This is a genomic window from Actinoallomurus acanthiterrae (genome assembly GCF_054775715.1).
In genome coordinates, this window is record NZ_BAAHCO010000001.1 from 4,708,149 (window position 1) to 4,726,810 (window position 18,662).

Consider the following 18,662-nt stretch of genomic DNA (forward strand, 5'->3'; position numbering starts at 1 on the left):
GCGGCGGCATTGGCCGGATTCAGCCGGAATAAACGCACGCGGTGGCCCCCGGAATCATCCGGGGGCCACCGCGTCGATCGCGATCGTCGAGTCGTTCAGGTGCCAGCAGTAAGACGTCGGAGGCGTGCTGTCGCAGAGGCGGAGATGCTGACGCGGTGGGGGTGCCGCTGTCGTAGCGCTCGATCTGGGGGCGCAGATCATCTTCGGCGTATTGCCAGGACCGGGAGACGCCGGCATGGCGGGCGACGGCGTCGAAGGTGAACCGCCGGCCGGTGGCGTCCATCCGGCGCAACGCGGCGACGGCGCGTTCGCGGGTCCGTTCGGCTCGGCGTGCGCTCGCGCCCGCCACGACCCCGGATAATCGACGGTGGTTCACGGCGACGATACAAAAACATGACACTGCTCAAAACCGGAGCTCCGGGTTGTCTCTTGGCCGGCTGTCTATCGTTCATGTCATGAGCGACCAAGCAGCGGCGGAGGAGTCGACTGATCTTGCTTCCGGAATTGCATCTTCGAACGTGGAGCAGCGGGTTGACATCCGGGATCCGCTGACAGATCACGGCCAACGCCGGCTTCTGGAAAGCCGGTGGGCGAATGCCGCATTATGGGCGATTATCGCCATTTCTCGGCGCTCGTCGTAGCATTTATCGTGCGACACTACTTCAGCGCAAGCCTGCTCGATTTTACCTCCGTAATGTCGGACGAGATCGACTGCTGGCATCAGGTTGCGACATTCCGGACGGTCGGCTTCGCAGGTGGCGTTTACGGTGTCGACGAGCCGCATGCTGAACTTCCCTTTATCCACTTCGGCACAAATGGGCCTGCATACCCGATGCTTCTGGCGGGCATCGGATCGATCGCCGGATGGCGCCCGTTCTCGGGCCCGGTGATCAATATGGCCGCGGTAAAGCTGTTCCTCTGGCATGGCGCGTCGGCATGGGAGAACACGATTCTGGTCGACCGCGCCAATTTTGGACCCGGACTTGTGAACGTACCCGCCGGCCTGGGCCTGACGCTTCACTTGCGAGAGAACGATCAAACGGTCCGGTCACGCTATCTACTCGTGACAGAGGCAACCGCGCTGAAGCTCAGGCCGGACCGACTCCGGTTGCTCACCACAACCGACCAGGGCAACCTATATATCCGCAAAGACTGATCCCACTATTCACTCTGGTTTTTCTTTTGCGGCAAACGTTGAAGGAATGATAATGACAGAGGCGCAGGCGGTTCGTCAAAGAGCGGTACCAGCGCGGTCGGATCGTCCGAGGCGACGGCCGATGAACCTGCTGCGATCGGGCTGGGTCCCTGCGGCGCTTGTCCTTGCGGTGACCGTTGCGGTTCTTCGTTATTACGATGTCTCTTTCCGAGATACGGCGGTGTTCGGCGCCTCTGTGATTCTGGGAAAAACGGTACCGGGAGTGCTGCTCTGGCGTGCTTGCCGCGGCGGATCGCGGTTTTTCGGCGAGGAGGTGGCGGCCGGCACGGTGCTCGGTCACGCGATCATTGTGCTCGGCTACGTGCCGGCACGGTGGGCCGGGTATCCGTTGTTGGTGCTCGTGTGGCCAGGCGTCACCGTCGCCGCGTTTCTGGTCGTACCGGCACTGCGGCGGTTCTGGCGAGGAGCGGGGAACACCGTTCGAGTCCCGGCGCCGTACGCTTGGGGTACCGCGGTTCTGATCGCGTTCACCGTACTCTCGAGTGGATCCGCGTTCTTCCGCCATCACGGGCTGGCCTGGCCGGGATATGCGAGGCCCTACGTCGACCTGCCTTTCCACCTCGGCCTCGTCGGCGAGCTGAAGTACCACATGCCCCCAGCCTATCCGTCCGTTGCCGGCGAGCCGCTCTATTACCATTGGTTCGCCTACGCCGATATGGCTGCTACCAGTTGGGTGACCGGGATCGAGCCGCAGACTCTCGTGTACCGGCTGTTCATGCTGCCGATCCTGGCGGCGTCGCTTGTTCTGTTCTTCGCCATCGGGCGGCGGTTGACCGTCCGGTGGTGGCCGGGACTGGCGGCACTCGGGATCGCCTTTCTCGCATGGGCGCCGACTCCCTACGTGTGGGCACCGTCTCTCGGGGCCCACGTCCTGTCGCCCGACGAAGTCGCGTGGTACAGCCCCACGCACGGGTTCGGTGTGATGTTGTTCGCCCCTGTTGTCCTGCTGCTCGTGGACATTCTCCGCCAGCCGAGATCGGGGGCCGGCCCTGGACGCTGTTCGTCACCTTGCTCATGGCGGTGATGGGGGGGAAGGCCGTCTTTCTTCCCATTCTCCTAACCGGGCTCTCCGCCGTGGTGATCGCGACGATGGTGGTGCAGCGGCGGCTTCACCGGCCTGCCGTCGTGGCGATTCTGGCCGCGATGCCATTCGTGCTTATCGCGCAGTTCGTGCTGTTCGGCGGCCAATCTGACGGCATGATCGTGCACCCCGGGTCGGCCTTCGCGATTGTGGCCGCGGAAACCGCATCTACTCCCGATCCCTCCGTGGCGTTAATAGCCCTTGTGGCGTTGCTCAGCGCCTTCGGCAGGGTCTGCATCTGGGCCGGCGTATTCGGTCTTGCCGTCCGGCGGAAGACTTTCTGCGACCCGCCGATTCTCCTAATCCTCGGGATGAGTGCGGCCGGAGTCGCCGTCGGCATGATTCTGCGTTTCCCCGGCAGTTCTCAGTTGTTCTTCTACAACGGTGTGATTCCGTACATTTCCCTGGCGGCCACCTGCGGGCTGGCCACCGTATTCCGCGAGCGGATCACCCCGGGTTTTCGAGTCGCGCTTCTCAGCACGGCAGGGGGTGGAGTCGTCACCTTTCTGGCAGTCCGCAAGCTGGATGGAAGCACCAGGCCCACGGCGGATGTGGCGGTGCTGCGGATTCTCGGTCCGTTCGTCGCGCTCGTGGCGATCACTGGAGTGTTCGTGGTGGTCCTGGCCGTGCTCGGACGCCGGCACCGTGTCCTGCGGCCGCTGTCGCCGGCGTTCGTTGTCGCCTTCTTTGCCGGGATGGCCCTTCCCGCGAGTCTGTTCCACGTCCGCCAGATGTGGCAGGGGCCGGCTTCCCCGCCTCTTCCGAGCACGACGATCAGCTCCGGAATCCTCGAGGCAGGGCGGTGGCTGCGGGACCACTCACGCCCTGGGGATCTGGTAGCCACCAACTCGGTCTGCATAAATGAGTGCCACAATCGAAACTTCTTTGCCGTATCGGCGTATACGGAGCGACGTATTCTGGTCGAAGATTGGGGATTTGAGTTAAGAACGCATGCGGAAGCGATGAAGCGGAACGTTCCCGACGAGGCGGTCCCGTTCTGGGATCGACGGCGGCTGGCGGACAACGATGCGGCATTCCACCGTCCCTCGTCCGAGACGGTGCGGCGGCTACGCGACGCGTACGGTGTCCGCTGGCTTTTCGTCGACAGGAGCTATGACCGGCCCGCTCCGGGCCTGGGTAGATTCGCCTGGTTGCGGCACGAGGCCGGCGCCTGCGCCGTCTATGAGATCCCGAACTGACGCCACCGCCGACGAGGCCTACGGCCAGGTCAACCGGAAACCCACGATAAATCCGCTTACGCGGGCGGCGGCCCCCGGAATCATCCGGGGGCCACCGCGTCGACCTGGAGTCAGTAGTTCTCAGTCGGCCGGGACGAACTGCTCCTCTTCGGTGGATCCCTTCAGCGCCACCGTGGAGGAGTCCGGCGAGATCGCCGTGCTGACCCGGTCGAAGTAACCGGTGCCGACCTCGCGCTGGTGCTTGGTGGCGGTGTAGCCGTCCCGCTCGGCGGCGAACTCCGCCTCCTGCAGCTCGACGTAGGAGGTCATGCCGTCCTCGGCGTAGCCCTTGGCGAGGTGGAACATCGAGTAGTTGAGCGAGTGGAAGCCGGCCAGCGTGATGAACTGGAACGTGTACCCCATGTGCCCGAGCTCGCGCTGGAACTTCGCGATCGTCGAGTCGTCCAGGTGCTTCTTCCAGTTGAACGACGGCGAGCAGTTGTAGGCCAGCATCTGGTCCGGGTACTCCGCCTTGATCGCCTCGGCGAAGCGCCGCGCCACGTCCAGGTCCGGCGTGCCGGTCTCCATCCAGAGCAGGTCGGAGTGCGGCGCGTACGCCAGACCCCGGGCGATGCACGCCTGGATGCCGTTGCGCACCCGGTAGAAGCCCTCGGCGGTGCGCTCACCTGTCACGAACCGCCGGTCGCGCTCGTCGACGTCGCTGGTCAGCAGCGTCGCGGCCTGGGCGTCGGTCCGCGCGATGATCAGTGACGGGACGCCGGCGACGTCGGCGGCCAGGCGGGCGCCGTTCAGCGTCTTGACGTGCTGGCCGGTCGGGATGAGCACCTTCCCGCCGAGGTGACCGCACTTCTTCTCCGACGCCAGCTGGTCCTCCCAGTGCACACCCGCGGCACCGGCGGCGATCATCGCCTTCATCAGCTCGTAGGCGTTCAGCACACCGCCGAAGCCCGCCTCGGCGTCGGCGACGATCGGCGCCAGCCAGTGCGGGGCGGACGCGTCGCCCTCGGCCCAGGTGATCTGGTCGGCCCGCAGCAGCGCGTTGTTGATGCGGCGCACGACGGCCGGGACCGAGTTGGCCGGGTAGAGGCTCTGGTCCGGGTACGTGTGCCCGCTGAGGTTCGCGTCGGCGGCGACCTGCCAGCCGGACAGGTAGATCGCCTTGAGGCCCGCCCGCACCTGCTGGACGGCCTGGTTGCCGGTCAGCGCGCCCAGCGCGTTGATGTACTCCTCTTCGTGCAGGAGCGTCCACAGGCGTTCCGCGCCGAGGCGGGCCAGCGTGTGCTCCTCCTGCACCGAGCCGCGCAGGCGGATGACGTCCTCGGCGGTGTAGGTCCGCTCGACGCCGGACCACCGCGGGTCGGTCTTCCACTGCCGCTGCAGCTCTTCGGCTGCTCCCTTGAGGCGACGATCGCTCATGGATACTGCCCTCCTCTGTCGTCCCCTGGGTGCTTGTGTCCTACTCTCTGGCCGCGGAGCCGCTAAGTGAACTACCGGGTAACAAGAAGAACAGCAGAATTTTCGCTACTATGAAGCCGTGACGGGCTTTCAAAAAGAAGAACCGCTGAACTTGACGAATGGTCTAGACCTCGTGACGTTCGGCCAGCGGCTGCGGCACCTTCGGCGCGCACGCGGCTACACCCTCTCTGAGCTGGGAGAACGCGTCGGCCGGGCGCCGTCCCAGCTCTCCCTGCTGGAGAACGGCCGGCGCGAGCCGAAGCTGTCCCTGCTCCAGGCGCTCGCCGCGGCCCTCGAGGTCCCGATCGAGGAACTTCTCCGCAAACAGCCGCCCAACCGTCGCGCCCAGCTGGAGATCGCCCTCGAGGAGGCCCAGCGCGACCCCGCCTACCGCGCGCTCGGCCTGCCCCACCTCAAGGTCGGCAAGCGCGTGCCCAACGACGTCCTCGAACACCTCCTCGCGATGTACGACGAGGTGAAGCGGAGCCGGACGAAGCCGACCGCCAGCCCGGAGGACGCCCGCAAGGCCAACGCCGAGCTGCGCCGCCAGATGCACGAGCGCGGCAACTACTTCGGCGAGATCGAGCAGGTCGCCGCCAAGTCCCTGGAGGCCGCCGGCTACCGGGGCGGCGCGCTCTCGCAGGGCATGCTGCTGTCGCTCGTCACCCACTTCGGCTTCACCCTGCGGTACGTCCAGGACCTGCCGCGCTCGGTCCGGTCCGTCACCGACCTGCGCAACCGCCGCATCTACCTCGAGCGCGAGCAACTCGGCATGCACACGCCGCGGACGATCCTGCTGCAGACGCTCGGCCACATCGCCCTCGAGCACGCGGTGCCCAAGGACTTCGCCGACTTCCTCCGGCAGCGCGTCGAGGCCAACTACTACGCCGCCGCCACCCTCCTGCCCGAGCGGACCGTCGTGCCATACCTCCAGGAGGCCAAGGCCGACCGCGAGCTGTCGATCGAGGACCTGTGCGACGTGTTCTCCGTCTCGTACGAGATGGCCGCGCACCGGTTCACCAACCTCGCGACGCACCACCTCGACCTGCCGGTGCACTTCACCAAGAACGACGAGAGCGGCACCATCTACAAGGCGTACGCCAACGACGGGCTGATCTTCCCCGCCGACGAGCACGGCGCCATCGAAGGCCAGCGGATGTGCCGCCAGTGGGCCGGGCGCCGGGTCTTCGGCGCCGACGACCGCTTCTCCGTCTACTACCAGTACACCGACACCCCCACCGGGACGTACTGGTGCCTGTCGCACATCGACCCGAGCCACGATCGCGACTTCGCCATCACCCTCGGCGTGCCGTACGAGCACTCCCGGTGGTTCCGCGGCCGCGAGACGAACCGTCGCGTCCGGTCGGCCTGCCCGGACGGCGACTGCTGCCAGCGGCCCCCGGCCGAGCTGGCCCGCCGGTGGCAGGGCCACGTCTGGCCGTCCGCGCGCGCCCACTCCCACGTCCTGGCGGTCCTGCCGCCCGGCGCGTTCCCCGGTGTGGACGAGGCCGACGTGTACTCCTTCCTGGAGCAGCACGCCGAGGCCTGATCGGGAGGGGGCCGCCGCTATGTTTCCCTTGGCCGTGATGCCGGCGAAACGAGGGTGAAACCCTGACGGGTGTCAATGGGCCGGAGTGCTGGACGCAGGAAAGGGGACGATCAGGTGCTGCCCCACGTACAGGCGTGGCTGCGCAACCGCATGAGTTCCACGGCGGACTGGCCGGTGGACCGGCTCCTGGCCGCCAAGGGCCGGACCACGGTGAGCGTCGTGCTGCCCGCCCGGAACGAGCGCGAGACGGTCGGTGAGATCGTCGCGGCGATACGGCGGGACCTCGTCGAGCGCGCCCCGCTCGTCGACGAGATCCTCGTCATCGACTCCCGGTCCGTCGACGACACCGCCCAGGTCGCGGCCTCCGCCGGTGCCCGCGTCGTCGCCCAGGACGCCGTGCTCCCCGAGCTGCCGCCGCTGACCGGAAAGGGCGAGGCGCTGTGGAAGTCGCTGCACGTCGCCCGCGGTGACGTCCTGGCGTTCGTGGACGCGGACCTGCGCAACTTCTCCGCCTCCTTCGTCACCGGGCTGCTCGGCCCGCTGCTCACCGACCCGTCCGTCGAATACGTCAAGGCCTGCTACGACCGCCCGCTGAACACCGGCGGCGTCTCCGTCGCCGGCGGCGGCGGCCGGGTCACCGAGCTGGTCGCCCGACCGCTGATCAACATGCACTGGCCGCTCCTGGCCGGATTCGTCCAGCCGCTCGGCGGCGAGTACGCCGGGCGGCGCACGCTCCTCGAACGCGTGCCGTTCGTCACCGGGTACGGCGTCGAGCTCGGCCTGCTCGTCGACGTGCTGGAGGTCGCGGGCCTGGACGCGATGGCCCAGGTCGACCTCGGCACCCGCGAGCACAGCCACCAGTCGTCCGAGGCGCTCGGTGTCATGGCCGGACAGATCATGCAGACCGCCTGGTCACGCCTTGACCGGCAGGGCCGCATCGTCCCGCTCGAGTCGCCGTCGACCGCGCTGACGCAGTTCCGTCGCGACGGCGACGGCCACCAGGTGCGGATCCGCGACGTCTCCGTCGGCGAACGCCCGCCGATGATCGACGTCCGCGCCTACAGCGACTCGGCCGCCTGAGACACGCTCGGGCAGGCGAGAGCCTGCCGGGCACGGGTGTCGCCGTGCCCGGCAGGCCACGAGGGTCACAGGCAGATGCTGCCCCTGCTGCTCATGGTGAGCACGTTGCAGGCCAGTTCCTCCTGGACCGCGGCCTCAGTTTGCAACCGCAGAACTTCTTCCACGCCGACCACTCCTTTCCATGGATGCGGGCGCTACGGCGTCCCTCGACTCGGCAGGGTGCCCGTCGAGGGAGTCAAGGGCGGACGGCGCGGAATCCGTCAGGCGGCGCAGGGCGAGCAGGATTCCGGCCGAGCCGGACCAGAGGTCGGCGGACAGCCGCTGTCCCGGCTCACCGAGCCAGCCGATCCCGTCCTCGCGGGGGATCGCATACCGGAACAGGCCACGGGCGCCGGCGAGCGCGGCGTCCAGGAGCTCGGACCGGCCCAGCCGCTCACCCGCGTCGGCCAGTGTCACGGCGAGACCGCCCAGGCCGGGGAACAGCCCTGGGAACACGGTGAAGCGCACCGAGCAGGCGCGCAGGCAGCGCTCCAGCGCGTCGGCCGCGCTGAGGCCGTCGCCGGCGGCCACGTCGAACTCCGCGTCCGGGCGGCACGCGAGGTAACGGGACAGCACCGCGGCGTATCCCGCGCTGCCGCCGAACAGGTAGGGATAGACGCGACGGTCGGCGTGCGAGAGCTTGAAACCCAGGCCGTCCACCGGCAGCGGCTCGGCGTAGGCCAGCTCCTCCTGGAGCAGCCGCATGCCTCGGGCGAAGAGCCGAGGATCCTCGGTACGCCGGTACAGGCCGTACAGCGCCAGCGCCACGCCGGTCCGCCCACCCACCAGCCCGGACCGGTTGGCCGCGCTCAACCGGGCGGTGAGCTCGGCGCCGTCCGGAACGTCGTCGAGCAGCCGCTGAGCCAGGTCCAGCCAACGCTGCTCGCCGGTGCGCCGGTGGTGGACCAGCAGGCCGAGCGCGGTACCGGCCGCGCCGCCGCCGAGGGTCGCGGACGTGGCGTTCAGCGGATGAGCCGCCGCGGCGGCGAGCAGGGTGTCGGCCGCCTCCGACTCGCCGAGCTCCGCCAGCACGCAGGCGATGCCGGCGCTGCCGTACAGCAGGCCGGGAGCGCTGGTGTCCGCCGCGGCCAGCGCGTCGTCCCGCAGCCGGCGGACGACGACCGGGTCGCAGTCGCGACCGGCACGGCGCAGCGCGTACAGCACACCGGCGGTGCCGGCGGCGACCGCGCGGGTGTCGGTCTGATACCCCAGTGGGCTGGTCGGATAGACCGACTCCGGGTGGTCCGGCCGGGCCATCGCCTCCAGCGCGTCCGCGGTTTGGTCGGCCAGCTCGCGCAGCGCGGCGACGGTGTCCGCGCGGACGGCCTGCGGGGTGGGCAGGCGGGAATCCTCACCGGGCGAGGGCGGAGTTCGGTCCTGGCAGCGGGTGGCCCACTGCCACAGCCTCGGGGCGACCGGTGCGAGCTCGGTGAGGTCGGCGTGCAGGTGGTCGAGGACCGGCGGATGCCGTTCGACCGCCTCGTGCACGGGGAACAGGAGCAGCAGCGCCAGGGCGGCCAGCCCGAAGCGGTCGAGTTCACGAGGGTCGCGCGCGACCGCGGAGCGCGGGTCCGGGTGCAGGTAGCCGGGAGTGCCCATGATCCGCCGTACGTCCTCGATGGGTTGCGTCGCCTCGAAGTCGACGAGGCGGACCCGGTCGTCGTCGTCGACGAGCACATTGGTCGGGCTGAGGTCGACGAAGACGTAGCCCAGCTCGTGCAGGCGGCGCAGATGCGCGTCGAGCTGGTCGAGCAGGGCCAGGCAACGGCGGTGATACCGGGCGAACTCCGCGGGGTCGGGGCCGATCCGTACCGCGGGGTTGTTCAGCACCATCCATCGGTACAGCGGCGCGCCGGGGATGAACTCGGTGACGAGATAGCTGTGTTCCCAGTGCTGGAACAGTTCCACCGGCCGCGGGCAGAGGCCCGGTTCGCGGCCGTGTAACGCCCGGAGGACCAGGTACTCGGCGGTCAACCGCGCCTTCGCGTCGGCGCCGTCAGGGGTGTAACCGTTGTGGGCCCTCGCCTCTTTCAGGAAGACCTGGTCGCCGTCCGCGGTACGGAAGCGGTACGCGCCACCCGCGTTGCCGTGCCGTACGACGGCCTCGAAGGTGTAGCCGTGCAGAGTGACCGGCCCGGTCGCGACGTCCGGAGCGGCCTGCCGGAACGGGTCGACGACGCCGGCCTGCAGGTGGAACGCGGGCCGGCGCTCGTCATCGACCTCCCGGCCGTCCGGTCCGAGCATGACGGGCACCGGCTCGCCCTCCGCGTCGATCCGCACGCGGCCGCGGAACGCTCCGTACCGGTACGAGACGCACTCGCTCGGACCATAACGGCGATCGGAGAGCACGAAGGGCCCGCTGATCCCGGACAGCTCCTCCGTCAGCCGCCGTAAGATCCGCAGCGCGCAGTCGTCCGTCGGCGGGTACAGGGTGCAGAACTTGCCGCTCTGCACCCTGTTGGCGTGCTTGCCGTGCGCGTGCAGGAACATCTCGCGCCCGGCCAGGTGCTTGAACGGGACACCCGACTCGGCGCACACCTTCGCCACCACCGCCAGCACGAATTGCGCATTGGGCAGGGAACTGGACACGTGCACCTTCCACCCCTGATCGGGGAGGACGAGACCGGGCGGGCCCCAGTGGGTCCACGCGCCCGAGTCCCGCCGCGTCCAACCGGCCGGCATGGGGCCCGCTGCGTAGCGCGGACCGGGATCGGCGGTGTCCCAGGGCGCGTAGTAGTCCGGGTCCGCGATCAGGAAGGACATGTCCAGTGCCACTCAACCACTCCTGACCGGTCGAGTCCGAGCTCACGCGGGAACAGGGCGACGGACATGGGTCTCTCGTCATGGCCGAGCCGACGAGAGATGATCTATGCGCGTCTGTCCGAGTATCGCCCACCGGTGGCCTGGATCGACGGATCTGTCCGACTTTGGCCGCGCGGCCGGAAAGAGGCCGAGGGGGCGAACGCGGCTCAGCCGGGGGACGGGGGCGCCAGGATCCCGCCGAAGGTCGGGTCCGGGTTGGCGCTCGTCTGAGTGGTCTTCTTGGTCGTGCCGCCCTTCCCGGCGGTACGCGCGGAGCCGCTGCCGTAGGCGTCCGGCGGCGGAGGCACCACGTCGAAGTGGGTCGTGGCCGCCGTCAGCCCCGACAGATCCAGGCCGATCTTGCTGAGCGGGGCGCCGAGCGCGTTGAGCGGCTTGAGCAGCGTCTCGCACTGCTTCGGCGGCGCGCCGAGGGAGTACGCCAGCGAGCAGAGCCACATCGCGATGTTCTGCGACTGCATCAGGTTGAGCCGGGAGTGCAGCGTGCCGTCCTGGTAGTCGTAGACCTGCATCGCGTTGGTGGCCGCCACCGGCGCCTTGTCCAGGAACTGCTGCAGGGCCTGCTTCTCCTTGACGAGGATGCCGGTCACCTGCGCGAGACCCTGGACGTTCGCGGCGATCTGCGTCTTGTTCTCCTTGACGAACGCCGAGACCTCCTGCAGCGCCACCGTGAGGCTCTTCAGCGCGGCCCGCAGCTCGGTCCGTTCCGCGTTGAGCGTGCCGGAGACGGTCGCGAGGTTCTCCGAGAACGCCCGGATCTGCCGGTCACTCGCGGCCATCGCCTGGGTGATCTTCGCGAGGTTGCGTACGGTCTGGCTGGCGTCGCCGCGGTTGTCGGCGAGGATCCGGCTGACCTCGGAGAGGTCCTGGAGGGTCTGCTTGAAATTCTCGCCCTGCCCGTTGAGGGTCTGCGCGCTCGACTTCAGCAGCCGCGACAGCGCGCCGTTGGCGTTGGCGCCCTGGGGTCCGAGGGCCTTGGCCAGATCGTTGACCGACTGGTTCGCGTCGTCGAGTTCGACCGGCACCGCCGTGCTCGACAGCGACAGCGTGGCGCCGTTCTTGAGGGCCGCCCCGCCTCGATAGACCGGCGTGAACTGGATGTACCGGTCGGCGACCAGCGACGGAACGATGATGACGGCCTGGGCGTTCGCGGGGATCTTGCGCTTGGCGTCGTACGCCATCCCGATCTCGACCATGTTGCCCTTGGGCGTCACGCTGGTGACCTTGCCGACCTTCACGCCGAGCACGCGGACCTCGGTGCCGCGGTAGACACCGGTGGCGCGCTCGAAGTAGGCGGTGACGTGCGTCTGCTCGCCACTGGGCCAGAAGACGGCGGCAAGCGCGGCGACCAGGACGACGGCCAGGACGGCCGCGCCGAAGGCGAGCACTCGGGTGGGGCGGGCGTCCCGACGGCGGGGGGAACCGGGCAGACCCACTCAGACTCCCGTTCTATCGGGCGACCAGGGCCACGGGGGCAGATTGCGAAATAAGTTACCTCTTACCTCGTACAGACGGTACCGCTTGTTACAGCCTCGTGACTCTCATGGCACGAAGTCAATCTCCTTCCGGGCGTAATGTGACACTTGCCACCCTGTTACCGCCGGTAGCACTCCGGCCGCTAGGGTGAGCTGGACAACGGGTCCAATAGCGTGCCCGCCGCCCGGGCCGGCCGTGAACGGAGGAAACATGTCGGACGACGGCGCCCCGGCCTTCTCACTCGAGCTGAACGAGGATGTACGGGCGGTCCAGGAGTGGGTCCACGAGTTCGCCAGAGACGTCATCCGCCCCGCCGGCCAGGAGTGGGACGAGCGCGAGGAGACGCCCTGGCCGATCCTCCAGGAGGCGGCCAAGATCGGGCTGTACTCCCTCGACTTCTTCGCCGAGCAGTGGATGGAGCCGTCCGGCCTCGGCATCCCGGTCGCGTTCGAGGAGCTGTTCTGGGGAGACGGCGGCATCGGCTTGTCCCTCGTCGGCTCCGGCCTGGCGGCCGTGTCCGTCGCCGCCACCGGCCTGCCCGAGCAGATCGGCGAGTGGATCCCGCAGATGTTCGGCACCGCCGACGACATCAAACTCGGCGCGTTCTGCGCCTCAGAACCCGACGCCGGCTCCGACGTCGGCTCGATCCGCACCCGGGCGGAGTACGACGAGGCCAAGGACGAGTGGGTGATCAACGGCACCAAGACGTGGGCCACGAACGGCGGCATCGCCAACGTTCACGTCGTCGTCGCCTCCGTCGACCCCGAGCTCGGCACCCGCGGCCAGGCCAACTTCATCGTGCCGCCCGGCAACCCCGGCCTGTCCCAGGGCCAGAAGTTCAAGAAGCACGGCATCCGCGCCTCCCACACCGCCGAAGTCATCCTCGACAACGTGCGCGTGCCGGGCTCCTGCCTCGTCGGCGGCAAGGACCGGCTCGACGAGCGACTCGCCCGCGTCCGCGAGGGCAAGCGCGCCGCCGGCCAGGCCGCCCTGCGCACCTTCGAGGCCTCCCGCCCCACCGTCGGCGCCATGGCCGTCGGCATCGCCCGCGCGGCGTACGAATACGCCGTCGACTACGCCCGCGAGCGCGAGCAGTTCGGCAAGAAGATCGGTGACTTCCAGGCCGTCGCCTTCAAACTCGCCGACATGAAGACCCAGATCGACGCCTCCCGCCTCCTCGTCTGGCGCGCCGCCTGGATGGCGCGCAACGGCAAGGAGTTCGCCAGCGCCGAAGGCTCGATGGCCAAACTCCACGCCGGCGAGACCGCCGTACGAGTCACCGAGGAGGCCATCCAGATCCTCGGCGGCAACGGCTACACCCGCGACTATCCCGTCGAGCGCTGGCACCGCGATAGCAAGATATTCACCATCTTCGAGGGCACGTCGGAGATCCAGCGCCTCGTCATCGGCCGCACGGTCACCGGATTGCCGGTCCGCTAGCGTTTCCGCAGGTCAGGCGCATTGCGAGTGGCTGTCTGTGCTGGGTTTGATCACGTTGCACGGTGATCAGCGATTGCTTGTCAGACCCCATCGTTTCCTGTCGGTTAGCAATCCGCGGACCGTACAACCGCAACGTCGTTACTTCATGACCCGGGGTTGCGGCGAGGAGGCCGTTTCGGGTTAGGGTCGGCACGACGAACGCGGGAGCCCGGCGCACCGGGCTGAGAGGGCGGCTGACGCGGCCACCGACCGCTAGAACCTGACCGGGTAATGCCGGCGTAGGGAGTTGTTCGATGGCCTCACATGCCCGTAAGACCTATCTCACCGGCTCGCAGCCGGACATCCGGGTGCCGATGCGCGAGGTGCACCTCACCAACGGCTCTGTGGTCGTGCTCTATGACACTTCAGGGCCGTACACCGATCCGGGATACGTCGCCGACCTGAACCGTGGCCTGCCGAAGTTGCGAACCGCGTGGCGTTCCCCCGGCACCGAGCGAGCCGGCGGCATCACCCAACGAGCACGCGCCCGGCGCGGCGAGATCACCCCGGAGATGGAGTTCGTCGCCGTGCGCGAGGGCGTCACTCCCGAGTTCGTGCAGGACGAACTGGCCCGTGGCCGGGCGGTCCTGCCCGCCAACGTGAACCACCCGGAGAGCGAGCCGATGATCATCGGCCGGAACTTCCTGGTGAAGATCAACGCCAACATCGGCAACTCGGCCGTCGGCTCCTCGATCGACGAAGAGGTCGAGAAGATGCGCTGGGCGACCCGCTGGGGCGCTGACACGATCATGGATCTGTCGACGGGCCGGCGGATCCACGAGACCCGCGAGTGGATCCTTCGTAACTCTCCGGTGCCGGTCGGCACTGTTCCGATTTACCAGGCGCTGGAAAAGGTCGGCGGCCGGCCGGAGGCACTGTCGTGGGAGGTCTTCCGTGACACGGTGATCGAACAGTGTGAACAAGGCGTGGACTACATGACCGTGCACGCCGGCGTCCGGCTGGCGCACGTGCCGCTGACGGCCCGCCGCAAGACGGGAATCGTCTCACGCGGCGGGTCGATCCTCGCTGCCTGGTGCCTCGCCCACCACGAGGAGAACTTCATCTACACCCACTTCGGTGAGTTGTGTGAGATCTTCGCTTCCTATGACGTGACCTTCTCTCTCGGCGACGGGCTGCGGCCCGGCTCCATCTATGACGCCAACGATGAAGCGCAGCTCGCGGAGTTGCGGACGCTGGGAGAATTGACGAACGTCGCGTGGGAGTACGACTGCCAGGTGATGATCGAAGGGCCCGGCCACGTTCCCATGCATAAGATCAAGGAGAACGTCGACCTGCAGATGGAACTGTGCTCCGAGGCGCCGTTCTACACGCTGGGACCACTGACCACCGACATCGCGCCCGGCTACGACCACATCACCTCGGCCATCGGCGCGGCGATGATCGGCTGGTATGGCACCGCGATGCTGTGCTACGTCACGCCGAAAGAACACCTGGGCCTTCCTGATCGCGACGACGTGAAGGCGGGTGTGATCGCCTACAAGATCGCAGCGCATGCCGCCGATCTGGCCAAGGGACATCCCGGAGCGCAGGCATGGGATGACGCGTTGTCCGACGCTCGCTTCGACTTCCGGTGGGAGGATCAGTTCAACCTCTCCCTCGACCCGGACACCGCGCGGTCATTCCATGATGAGACCCTCCCTGCCGCACCGGCGAAGACCGCGCATTTCTGCTCGATGTGCGGTCCGCACTTCTGCTCCATGAAGATCACCCGAGATGTGCGTGCCTACGCTGAAGAGCACGGCATGCCCGAAAGTGAAGCTCTGACCGCCGGAATGCGGGAGAAGGCCGAGGAGTTCGCCCAACGAGGCGGCCGCATCTACCTGCCCTTGACGGAGGGATAAGGCACACTTCTCGGAGCGAGACCGTCAGCAACCGGCCGCGACACCGAATGGCCCGACGTTGAACCAATGTGCGGGAGGGTCGGGCTTGAGCGGCATGGCATCTGCGCCCGGAGTCGCATTGCGTTCCAGCGGGAAGTCTCAGGGCGCGGCGGCCACCCTCCGCCGGCTCGGCGATCAGATGGCCTCCAGCCGGACGTCGTTGGTCTTGGGGCCGAGAAGGGCGACGCTGAGGCTCATCAGAGTGATCAGCGCCGCGCACAGAAGGTACAGCGCCGCAGCCCCTAGTGCGTACAGTGCGGTCAGGGATACGAACGGCAGGACCGCCGCCACGAGGCGGGAGAGTGCGTAGGAACGGCCGATGACGGTGCTGCGGACGGCTGTGGGGAACAGTTCCGCGCTGTAGGTTCGGGAAACCGTCGCCTGGATGACACTGAGCAGCGCGGTGAGCGTGCCGGCGACGACCACGAGCCACCCGCTGCTCGCCATGCCGAACACCGTGCCCACGACGGCGACGCCCATGGACGAGACGATCGTCAGGGTACGGCGCTGGACGCGGTCGGCGATCGGCATGAGCAGGAGCGACCCGATTGGGTAGCCGAGCGCGGTCAGTGCCGTGTAGCCGAGGGAGTGCGCGACATCGAAGCCCTTGTGCAGCAGCACGAGCGGCGCGATGGAGGCGAACCCGTAAAATCCGACCGGGCCGAGCGTCTGGATCAGGCAGGCCAGGACCGTCCGCCCGAGCATCGGCGGGCGCGACAGCCGGGGCCGCGCCGAAAGCGCCGGCCCGCCCGGCGCGTCGTCGGCCTTCTCCCGCCGCGGTTCGAGCGGCGCGTGGCGACGTTCCGGGCGCGGCAGAGCGAGATGGCCGAGCGGGCCCGCATGATCACCGGCGTGCTCGGCGACGTCCCGCTGATCGCCGACGCCGACACCGGGTACGGCGCGCCGCTCAACGTCGTGCGCACCGTCCGCCAGCTCGAACGCGCCGGAGTCGCTGCCCTGCACCTGGAGGACCAGGCGTTTCCCAAGCGCTGCGGCCACCTGCCAGACAAGGAGCTGATCGGGGCCGGGGGGTACCTCGCGAAACTCCGGGCCGCCCTCGACGCCCGCACGGATGACGACCTGGTGATCATCGCCCGTACGGACGCGCGCGGGCCACTCGGCCTCGACGCGGCGATCGAACGGGCGAACCACTATGCGGAGGCCGGCGCGGACATGATCTTCGTCGAGGCGCCGGAGAGCCTCGCCGAGATCGAACGAATCGCCCGCGAGGTCGACGCCCCGTTGCTGATCAACATGGTGCAGGGCGGGCTCACTTCCGACACTCCCGCCGAGCGGCTCGCCGCGCTCGGCTACCGGATCGCCATCCATCCCGGAGCGGCGCTCGGCGCCGGCACCGCCGCGATGCTGTCCTCGCTGGCCGCTTTGCGTGGCATCGACCCCGGGCCGCTCGTGCCCGCCGGTCCGGAGGGCTTCTTCGAACTCCTCGGCCTGCGCGACTGGTCCATCCTCGGCGAGCGTTACCGCGACCGGCACGAAGGAGAAGCCGCATGGGCATGACCATGATCGAGAAGATCCTCGCCAGGTCGGCCGGCCTGGACCGCGTCCGCACCGGGCAGACCGTCGTATGCGATGTGGACATGACCGTCCTCATCGACCTGCAGTTCGCCACGGCCTGGGTGCAGCCGCTGCGCATCGCCGACCCCGAGAAGGTCGCGGTCGTCATGGACCACGCCGTGCCTGCGCCGACCGTGCACGACGCCGCTGCCGGCCCGCGGGCGCGCCGGTTCGCCGAGGACTTCGACATCACCAGGTTCTTCGACATCGGACGGCACGGCATCTGCCACCAGGTGATCGCCGAGAACGGCCTGGCCCGGCCAGGCGAGGTCCTCGCCTGCACCGACTCGCACACCTGCGCCGCCGGCGCCTACAACGCCGTCGCCCAGGGCCTGGGCCCCGCCGAGGTCTACTCCATCCTCTGCACCGGCAAGACCTGGTTCTCCGTCGCGCCGACGATCCGGTACGAACTCGTCGGCGAGAAGCCCAGTGCCGTCAGCGGCAAGGACGTCTTCCTTCACATCGCCGGCGTCTACGGCGACGCCACGAACCACAACCTCGAGTACGGCGGCCCCGGCCTCGCCTCTCTTCCGATGAGCGACCGCCGTACGATCGCCACCCAGGGCGCGGAGATCTCCGCGGATTTCTCCACCTTCGGCGTCGACGACGTCTGCCGGACGTTCCTCGACGAGCACACCGACCGCCCGTACACCCCGGCCGCCCCCGACCCCGACGCCTCCTACGCCGACATCCGCGAGATCGACCTGTCGGCGCTCGAACCGTACGTCGCGCGGCCCGGGACGGTCAGCGGCAACGCCGTGCCCGTCTCGCGGGTGGAGCGGCGGAAGGTCGACCAATGCTTCATCGGCTCCTGCGCCAACGGCCAGCTCGACGACCTGCGCGTCGCCGCCGAGGTGCTGCGCGGGCGCCAGGTCGCGCCGGGCGTGCGGCTGCTGGTCACCCCGGCGTCCCAACAGGTGTACCGCGACGCGGTCCGGCTGGGCTACGTCCAGGCGCTCGCCGACGCCGGCGCGGTGGTCACCAACTCCACCTGCGGTGCCTGTTTCGGTTACCACATGGGAGTCATCGCCGAAGGCGAGGTCTGCCTGACCGCGAGCACCCGCAACTTCAAGGGCCGCATGGGCAGCCCGGACGCCGAGATCTACATGGCGTCCCCGGCGACCGTCGCCGCCTCCGCGCTCACCGGGCGCATCACCGACCCCAGAACGGAGATGTCCTGATGAAGGAAGAGTTCGAAGGCCGCGTATGGGTGGTCGGCGACTCCGTCACCACCGACGCCATGTATCCCGCCTTCGCAATGAAGCTCCCCGCCCCCGAGGCCGCCAGGCACGTGTTCTACGAGCTGCGCTCCGGCTGGACCGACGAGGTCCGGCCCGGCGACATCCTGGTCGCCGGGCGCAACTTCGGCCTCGGCTCCTCCCGCCCAGTCCCCACGCTGTTCAAGGAACTGGGCGTGCAGGCGCTGGTCGCCGAGGAGTTCAACTCGCTCTTCCTGCGCAACTGCGTCAACCTCGGGCTGCCCGCTCTCACCGTCCCGCGCGCCGTGGAGACGTTCCGCGACGGCGACGTCGCGCACCTGCACATCGCGGAGGGGTGGTGCGAGAACGCCACGACCGGCGTCCGCCTGGCTGCCGAGCCGCTGCCCGGCCTGGTGCTCGACATCCTTGCCGCCGGCGGCATCCTGCCCAGGCTGGTCCGCGAGGGCTATGTGCCCGCCGACGCGCTGTCGCAGGGCGTTCGCGCCGCCGCGGGAGGCCGCGCCTGAGCTCATGGGTCCAGACATGTCGACACGAACTGCTCGACCGGACGCTGATCTGGAACCAGCACCACC

Annotated in this window: 15 protein-coding genes and 1 riboswitch; of the genes, 10 read left to right on the forward strand and 5 right to left on the reverse strand. The window is 68.6% G+C overall.

All coding sequences use genetic code 11. The features are described from left to right. Positions 1 to 19 precede the first annotated feature (19 nt). The gene (locus tag ACYVF7_RS22640) at positions 20 to 349 is read right to left on the reverse strand and encodes a hypothetical protein (RefSeq protein WP_460343982.1); all 330 of its coding nucleotides are present in this window, start codon (positions 347 to 349) and stop codon (positions 20 to 22) included. Positions 350 to 586: 237 nt separating this feature from the next. Here ACYVF7_RS22640 and ACYVF7_RS22645 point away from each other — a divergent pair, with 237 nt between their 5' ends. The 3 genes from ACYVF7_RS22645 to ACYVF7_RS22655 all read left to right on the forward strand — a co-directional run bounded on the left by ACYVF7_RS22645 (position 587) and on the right by ACYVF7_RS22655 (position 3,496). Next, the gene (locus ACYVF7_RS22645) at positions 587 to 1,156 is read left to right on the forward strand and encodes a hypothetical protein (protein ID WP_460343985.1); all 570 of its coding nucleotides are present in this window, start codon (positions 587 to 589) and stop codon (positions 1,154 to 1,156) included. Between the two features lie 121 nt (positions 1,157 to 1,277). Continuing rightward, positions 1,278 to 2,240: a hypothetical protein gene (locus ACYVF7_RS22650; RefSeq protein WP_460343988.1), complete on the forward strand. Its 963-nt coding sequence runs from the start codon at positions 1,278 to 1,280 to the stop codon at positions 2,238 to 2,240. Continuing rightward, a complete protein-coding gene (locus ACYVF7_RS22655; RefSeq protein ID WP_460343991.1) occupies positions 2,231 to 3,496 on the forward strand; it encodes a hypothetical protein in 1,266 nt (421 codons plus the stop codon). Before ACYVF7_RS22650 ends, ACYVF7_RS22655 begins: the two co-directional genes overlap by 10 nt. A 120-nt stretch (positions 3,497 to 3,616) precedes the next feature. On the opposite strand, the gene aceA is transcribed toward ACYVF7_RS22655, so the two are convergent. Continuing rightward, a complete protein-coding gene (aceA, locus tag ACYVF7_RS22660) occupies positions 3,617 to 4,912 on the reverse strand; it encodes an isocitrate lyase (protein WP_460343994.1) in 1,296 nt (431 codons plus the stop codon). A gap of 151 nt (positions 4,913 to 5,063) precedes the next feature. Here aceA and ACYVF7_RS22665 point away from each other — a divergent pair, with 151 nt between their 5' ends. After that, positions 5,064 to 6,500, forward strand: coding sequence for a helix-turn-helix domain-containing protein (locus ACYVF7_RS22665; RefSeq protein ID WP_460343997.1), 1,437 nt, complete (start codon positions 5,064 to 5,066; stop codon positions 6,498 to 6,500). A gap of 114 nt (positions 6,501 to 6,614) precedes the next feature. Then, positions 6,615 to 7,580, forward strand: coding sequence for a glucosyl-3-phosphoglycerate synthase (locus ACYVF7_RS22670; RefSeq protein ID WP_460344000.1), 966 nt, complete (start codon positions 6,615 to 6,617; stop codon positions 7,578 to 7,580). Positions 7,581 to 7,715: 135 nt separating this feature from the next. On the opposite strand, the gene lanKC is transcribed toward ACYVF7_RS22670, so the two are convergent. Both lanKC and ACYVF7_RS22680 read right to left on the reverse strand, forming a co-directional pair. Next, positions 7,716 to 10,382 (reverse strand): class III lanthionine synthetase LanKC, encoded by a 2,667-nt coding sequence (gene lanKC, locus ACYVF7_RS22675; RefSeq protein ID WP_460358058.1) that lies wholly within the window; start codon positions 10,380 to 10,382, stop codon positions 7,716 to 7,718. A 206-nt stretch (positions 10,383 to 10,588) separates the two neighbouring features. Then, positions 10,589 to 11,875, reverse strand: coding sequence for an MCE family protein (locus tag ACYVF7_RS22680; protein ID WP_460344002.1), 1,287 nt, complete (start codon positions 11,873 to 11,875; stop codon positions 10,589 to 10,591). Positions 11,876 to 12,125: 250 nt separating this feature from the next. On the opposite strand from ACYVF7_RS22680, the gene ACYVF7_RS22685 reads away from it, so the two are divergent. Next, complete coding sequence (locus ACYVF7_RS22685) at positions 12,126 to 13,355, forward strand: acyl-CoA dehydrogenase family protein (RefSeq protein WP_460344005.1); 1,230 nt, start codon at positions 12,126 to 12,128, stop codon at positions 13,353 to 13,355. Positions 13,356 to 13,545: 190 nt separating this feature from the next. After that, positions 13,546 to 13,660, forward strand: a riboswitch (TPP riboswitch). Further along, the gene (gene thiC / locus ACYVF7_RS22690; protein WP_460344008.1) at positions 13,649 to 15,256 is read left to right on the forward strand and encodes a phosphomethylpyrimidine synthase ThiC; all 1,608 of its coding nucleotides are present in this window, start codon (positions 13,649 to 13,651) and stop codon (positions 15,254 to 15,256) included. It overlaps the preceding riboswitch by 12 nt. 174 nt (positions 15,257 to 15,430) lie before the next feature. Here thiC and ACYVF7_RS22695 read toward each other — a convergent pair whose 3' ends face one another. Continuing rightward, positions 15,431 to 16,000, reverse strand: a complete 570-nt coding sequence (locus ACYVF7_RS22695) for an MFS transporter (protein WP_460344011.1) — start codon at positions 15,998 to 16,000, stop codon at positions 15,431 to 15,433. Between the two features lie 87 nt (positions 16,001 to 16,087). Here ACYVF7_RS22695 and ACYVF7_RS22700 point away from each other — a divergent pair, with 87 nt between their 5' ends. From ACYVF7_RS22700 to ACYVF7_RS22710, 3 genes are read left to right on the forward strand one after another with little or no spacing between them, the layout of a single operon-like run. Next, positions 16,088 to 16,813: an isocitrate lyase/PEP mutase family protein gene (locus ACYVF7_RS22700; protein WP_460344014.1), complete on the forward strand. Its 726-nt coding sequence runs from the start codon at positions 16,088 to 16,090 to the stop codon at positions 16,811 to 16,813. Next, positions 16,804 to 18,051: a 3-isopropylmalate dehydratase large subunit gene (locus ACYVF7_RS22705; RefSeq protein WP_460344017.1), complete on the forward strand. Its 1,248-nt coding sequence runs from the start codon at positions 16,804 to 16,806 to the stop codon at positions 18,049 to 18,051. Before ACYVF7_RS22700 ends, ACYVF7_RS22705 begins: the two co-directional genes overlap by 10 nt. Further along, the gene (locus ACYVF7_RS22710) at positions 18,051 to 18,596 is read left to right on the forward strand and encodes a LeuD/DmdB family oxidoreductase small subunit (RefSeq protein ID WP_460344020.1); all 546 of its coding nucleotides are present in this window, start codon (positions 18,051 to 18,053) and stop codon (positions 18,594 to 18,596) included. The genes ACYVF7_RS22705 and ACYVF7_RS22710 overlap by 1 nt, the downstream gene beginning before the upstream one ends. Positions 18,597 to 18,662 lie beyond the last annotated feature (66 nt).

What these genes read in the sequence shown, in the direction of transcription:
- ACYVF7_RS22705 (WP_460344017.1), top strand. Translation starts at nt 16,804, where the DNA reads ATGGGCATGACCATGATCGAGAAGATCCTCGCCAGGTCGGCCGGCCTG.
- ACYVF7_RS22650 (WP_460343988.1), top strand. Translation starts at nt 1,278, where the DNA reads ATGAACCTGCTGCGATCGGGCTGGGTCCCTGCGGCGCTTGTCCTTGCG.
- thiC (WP_460344008.1), top strand. Translation starts at nt 13,649, where the DNA reads ATGGCCTCACATGCCCGTAAGACCTATCTCACCGGCTCGCAGCCGGAC.
- ACYVF7_RS22655 (WP_460343991.1), top strand. Translation starts at nt 2,231, where the DNA reads ATGGCGGTGATGGGGGGGAAGGCCGTCTTTCTTCCCATTCTCCTAACC.
- lanKC (WP_460358058.1), bottom strand. Translation starts at nt 10,382, where the DNA reads ATGTCCTTCCTGATCGCGGACCCGGACTACTACGCGCCCTGGGACACC.
- ACYVF7_RS22685 (WP_460344005.1), top strand. Translation starts at nt 12,126, where the DNA reads ATGTCGGACGACGGCGCCCCGGCCTTCTCACTCGAGCTGAACGAGGAT.
- ACYVF7_RS22710 (WP_460344020.1), top strand. Translation starts at nt 18,051, where the DNA reads ATGAAGGAAGAGTTCGAAGGCCGCGTATGGGTGGTCGGCGACTCCGTC.
- ACYVF7_RS22695 (WP_460344011.1), bottom strand. Translation starts at nt 16,000, where the DNA reads ATGCTCGGGCGGACGGTCCTGGCCTGCCTGATCCAGACGCTCGGCCCG.
- aceA (WP_460343994.1), bottom strand. Translation starts at nt 4,912, where the DNA reads ATGAGCGATCGTCGCCTCAAGGGAGCAGCCGAAGAGCTGCAGCGGCAG.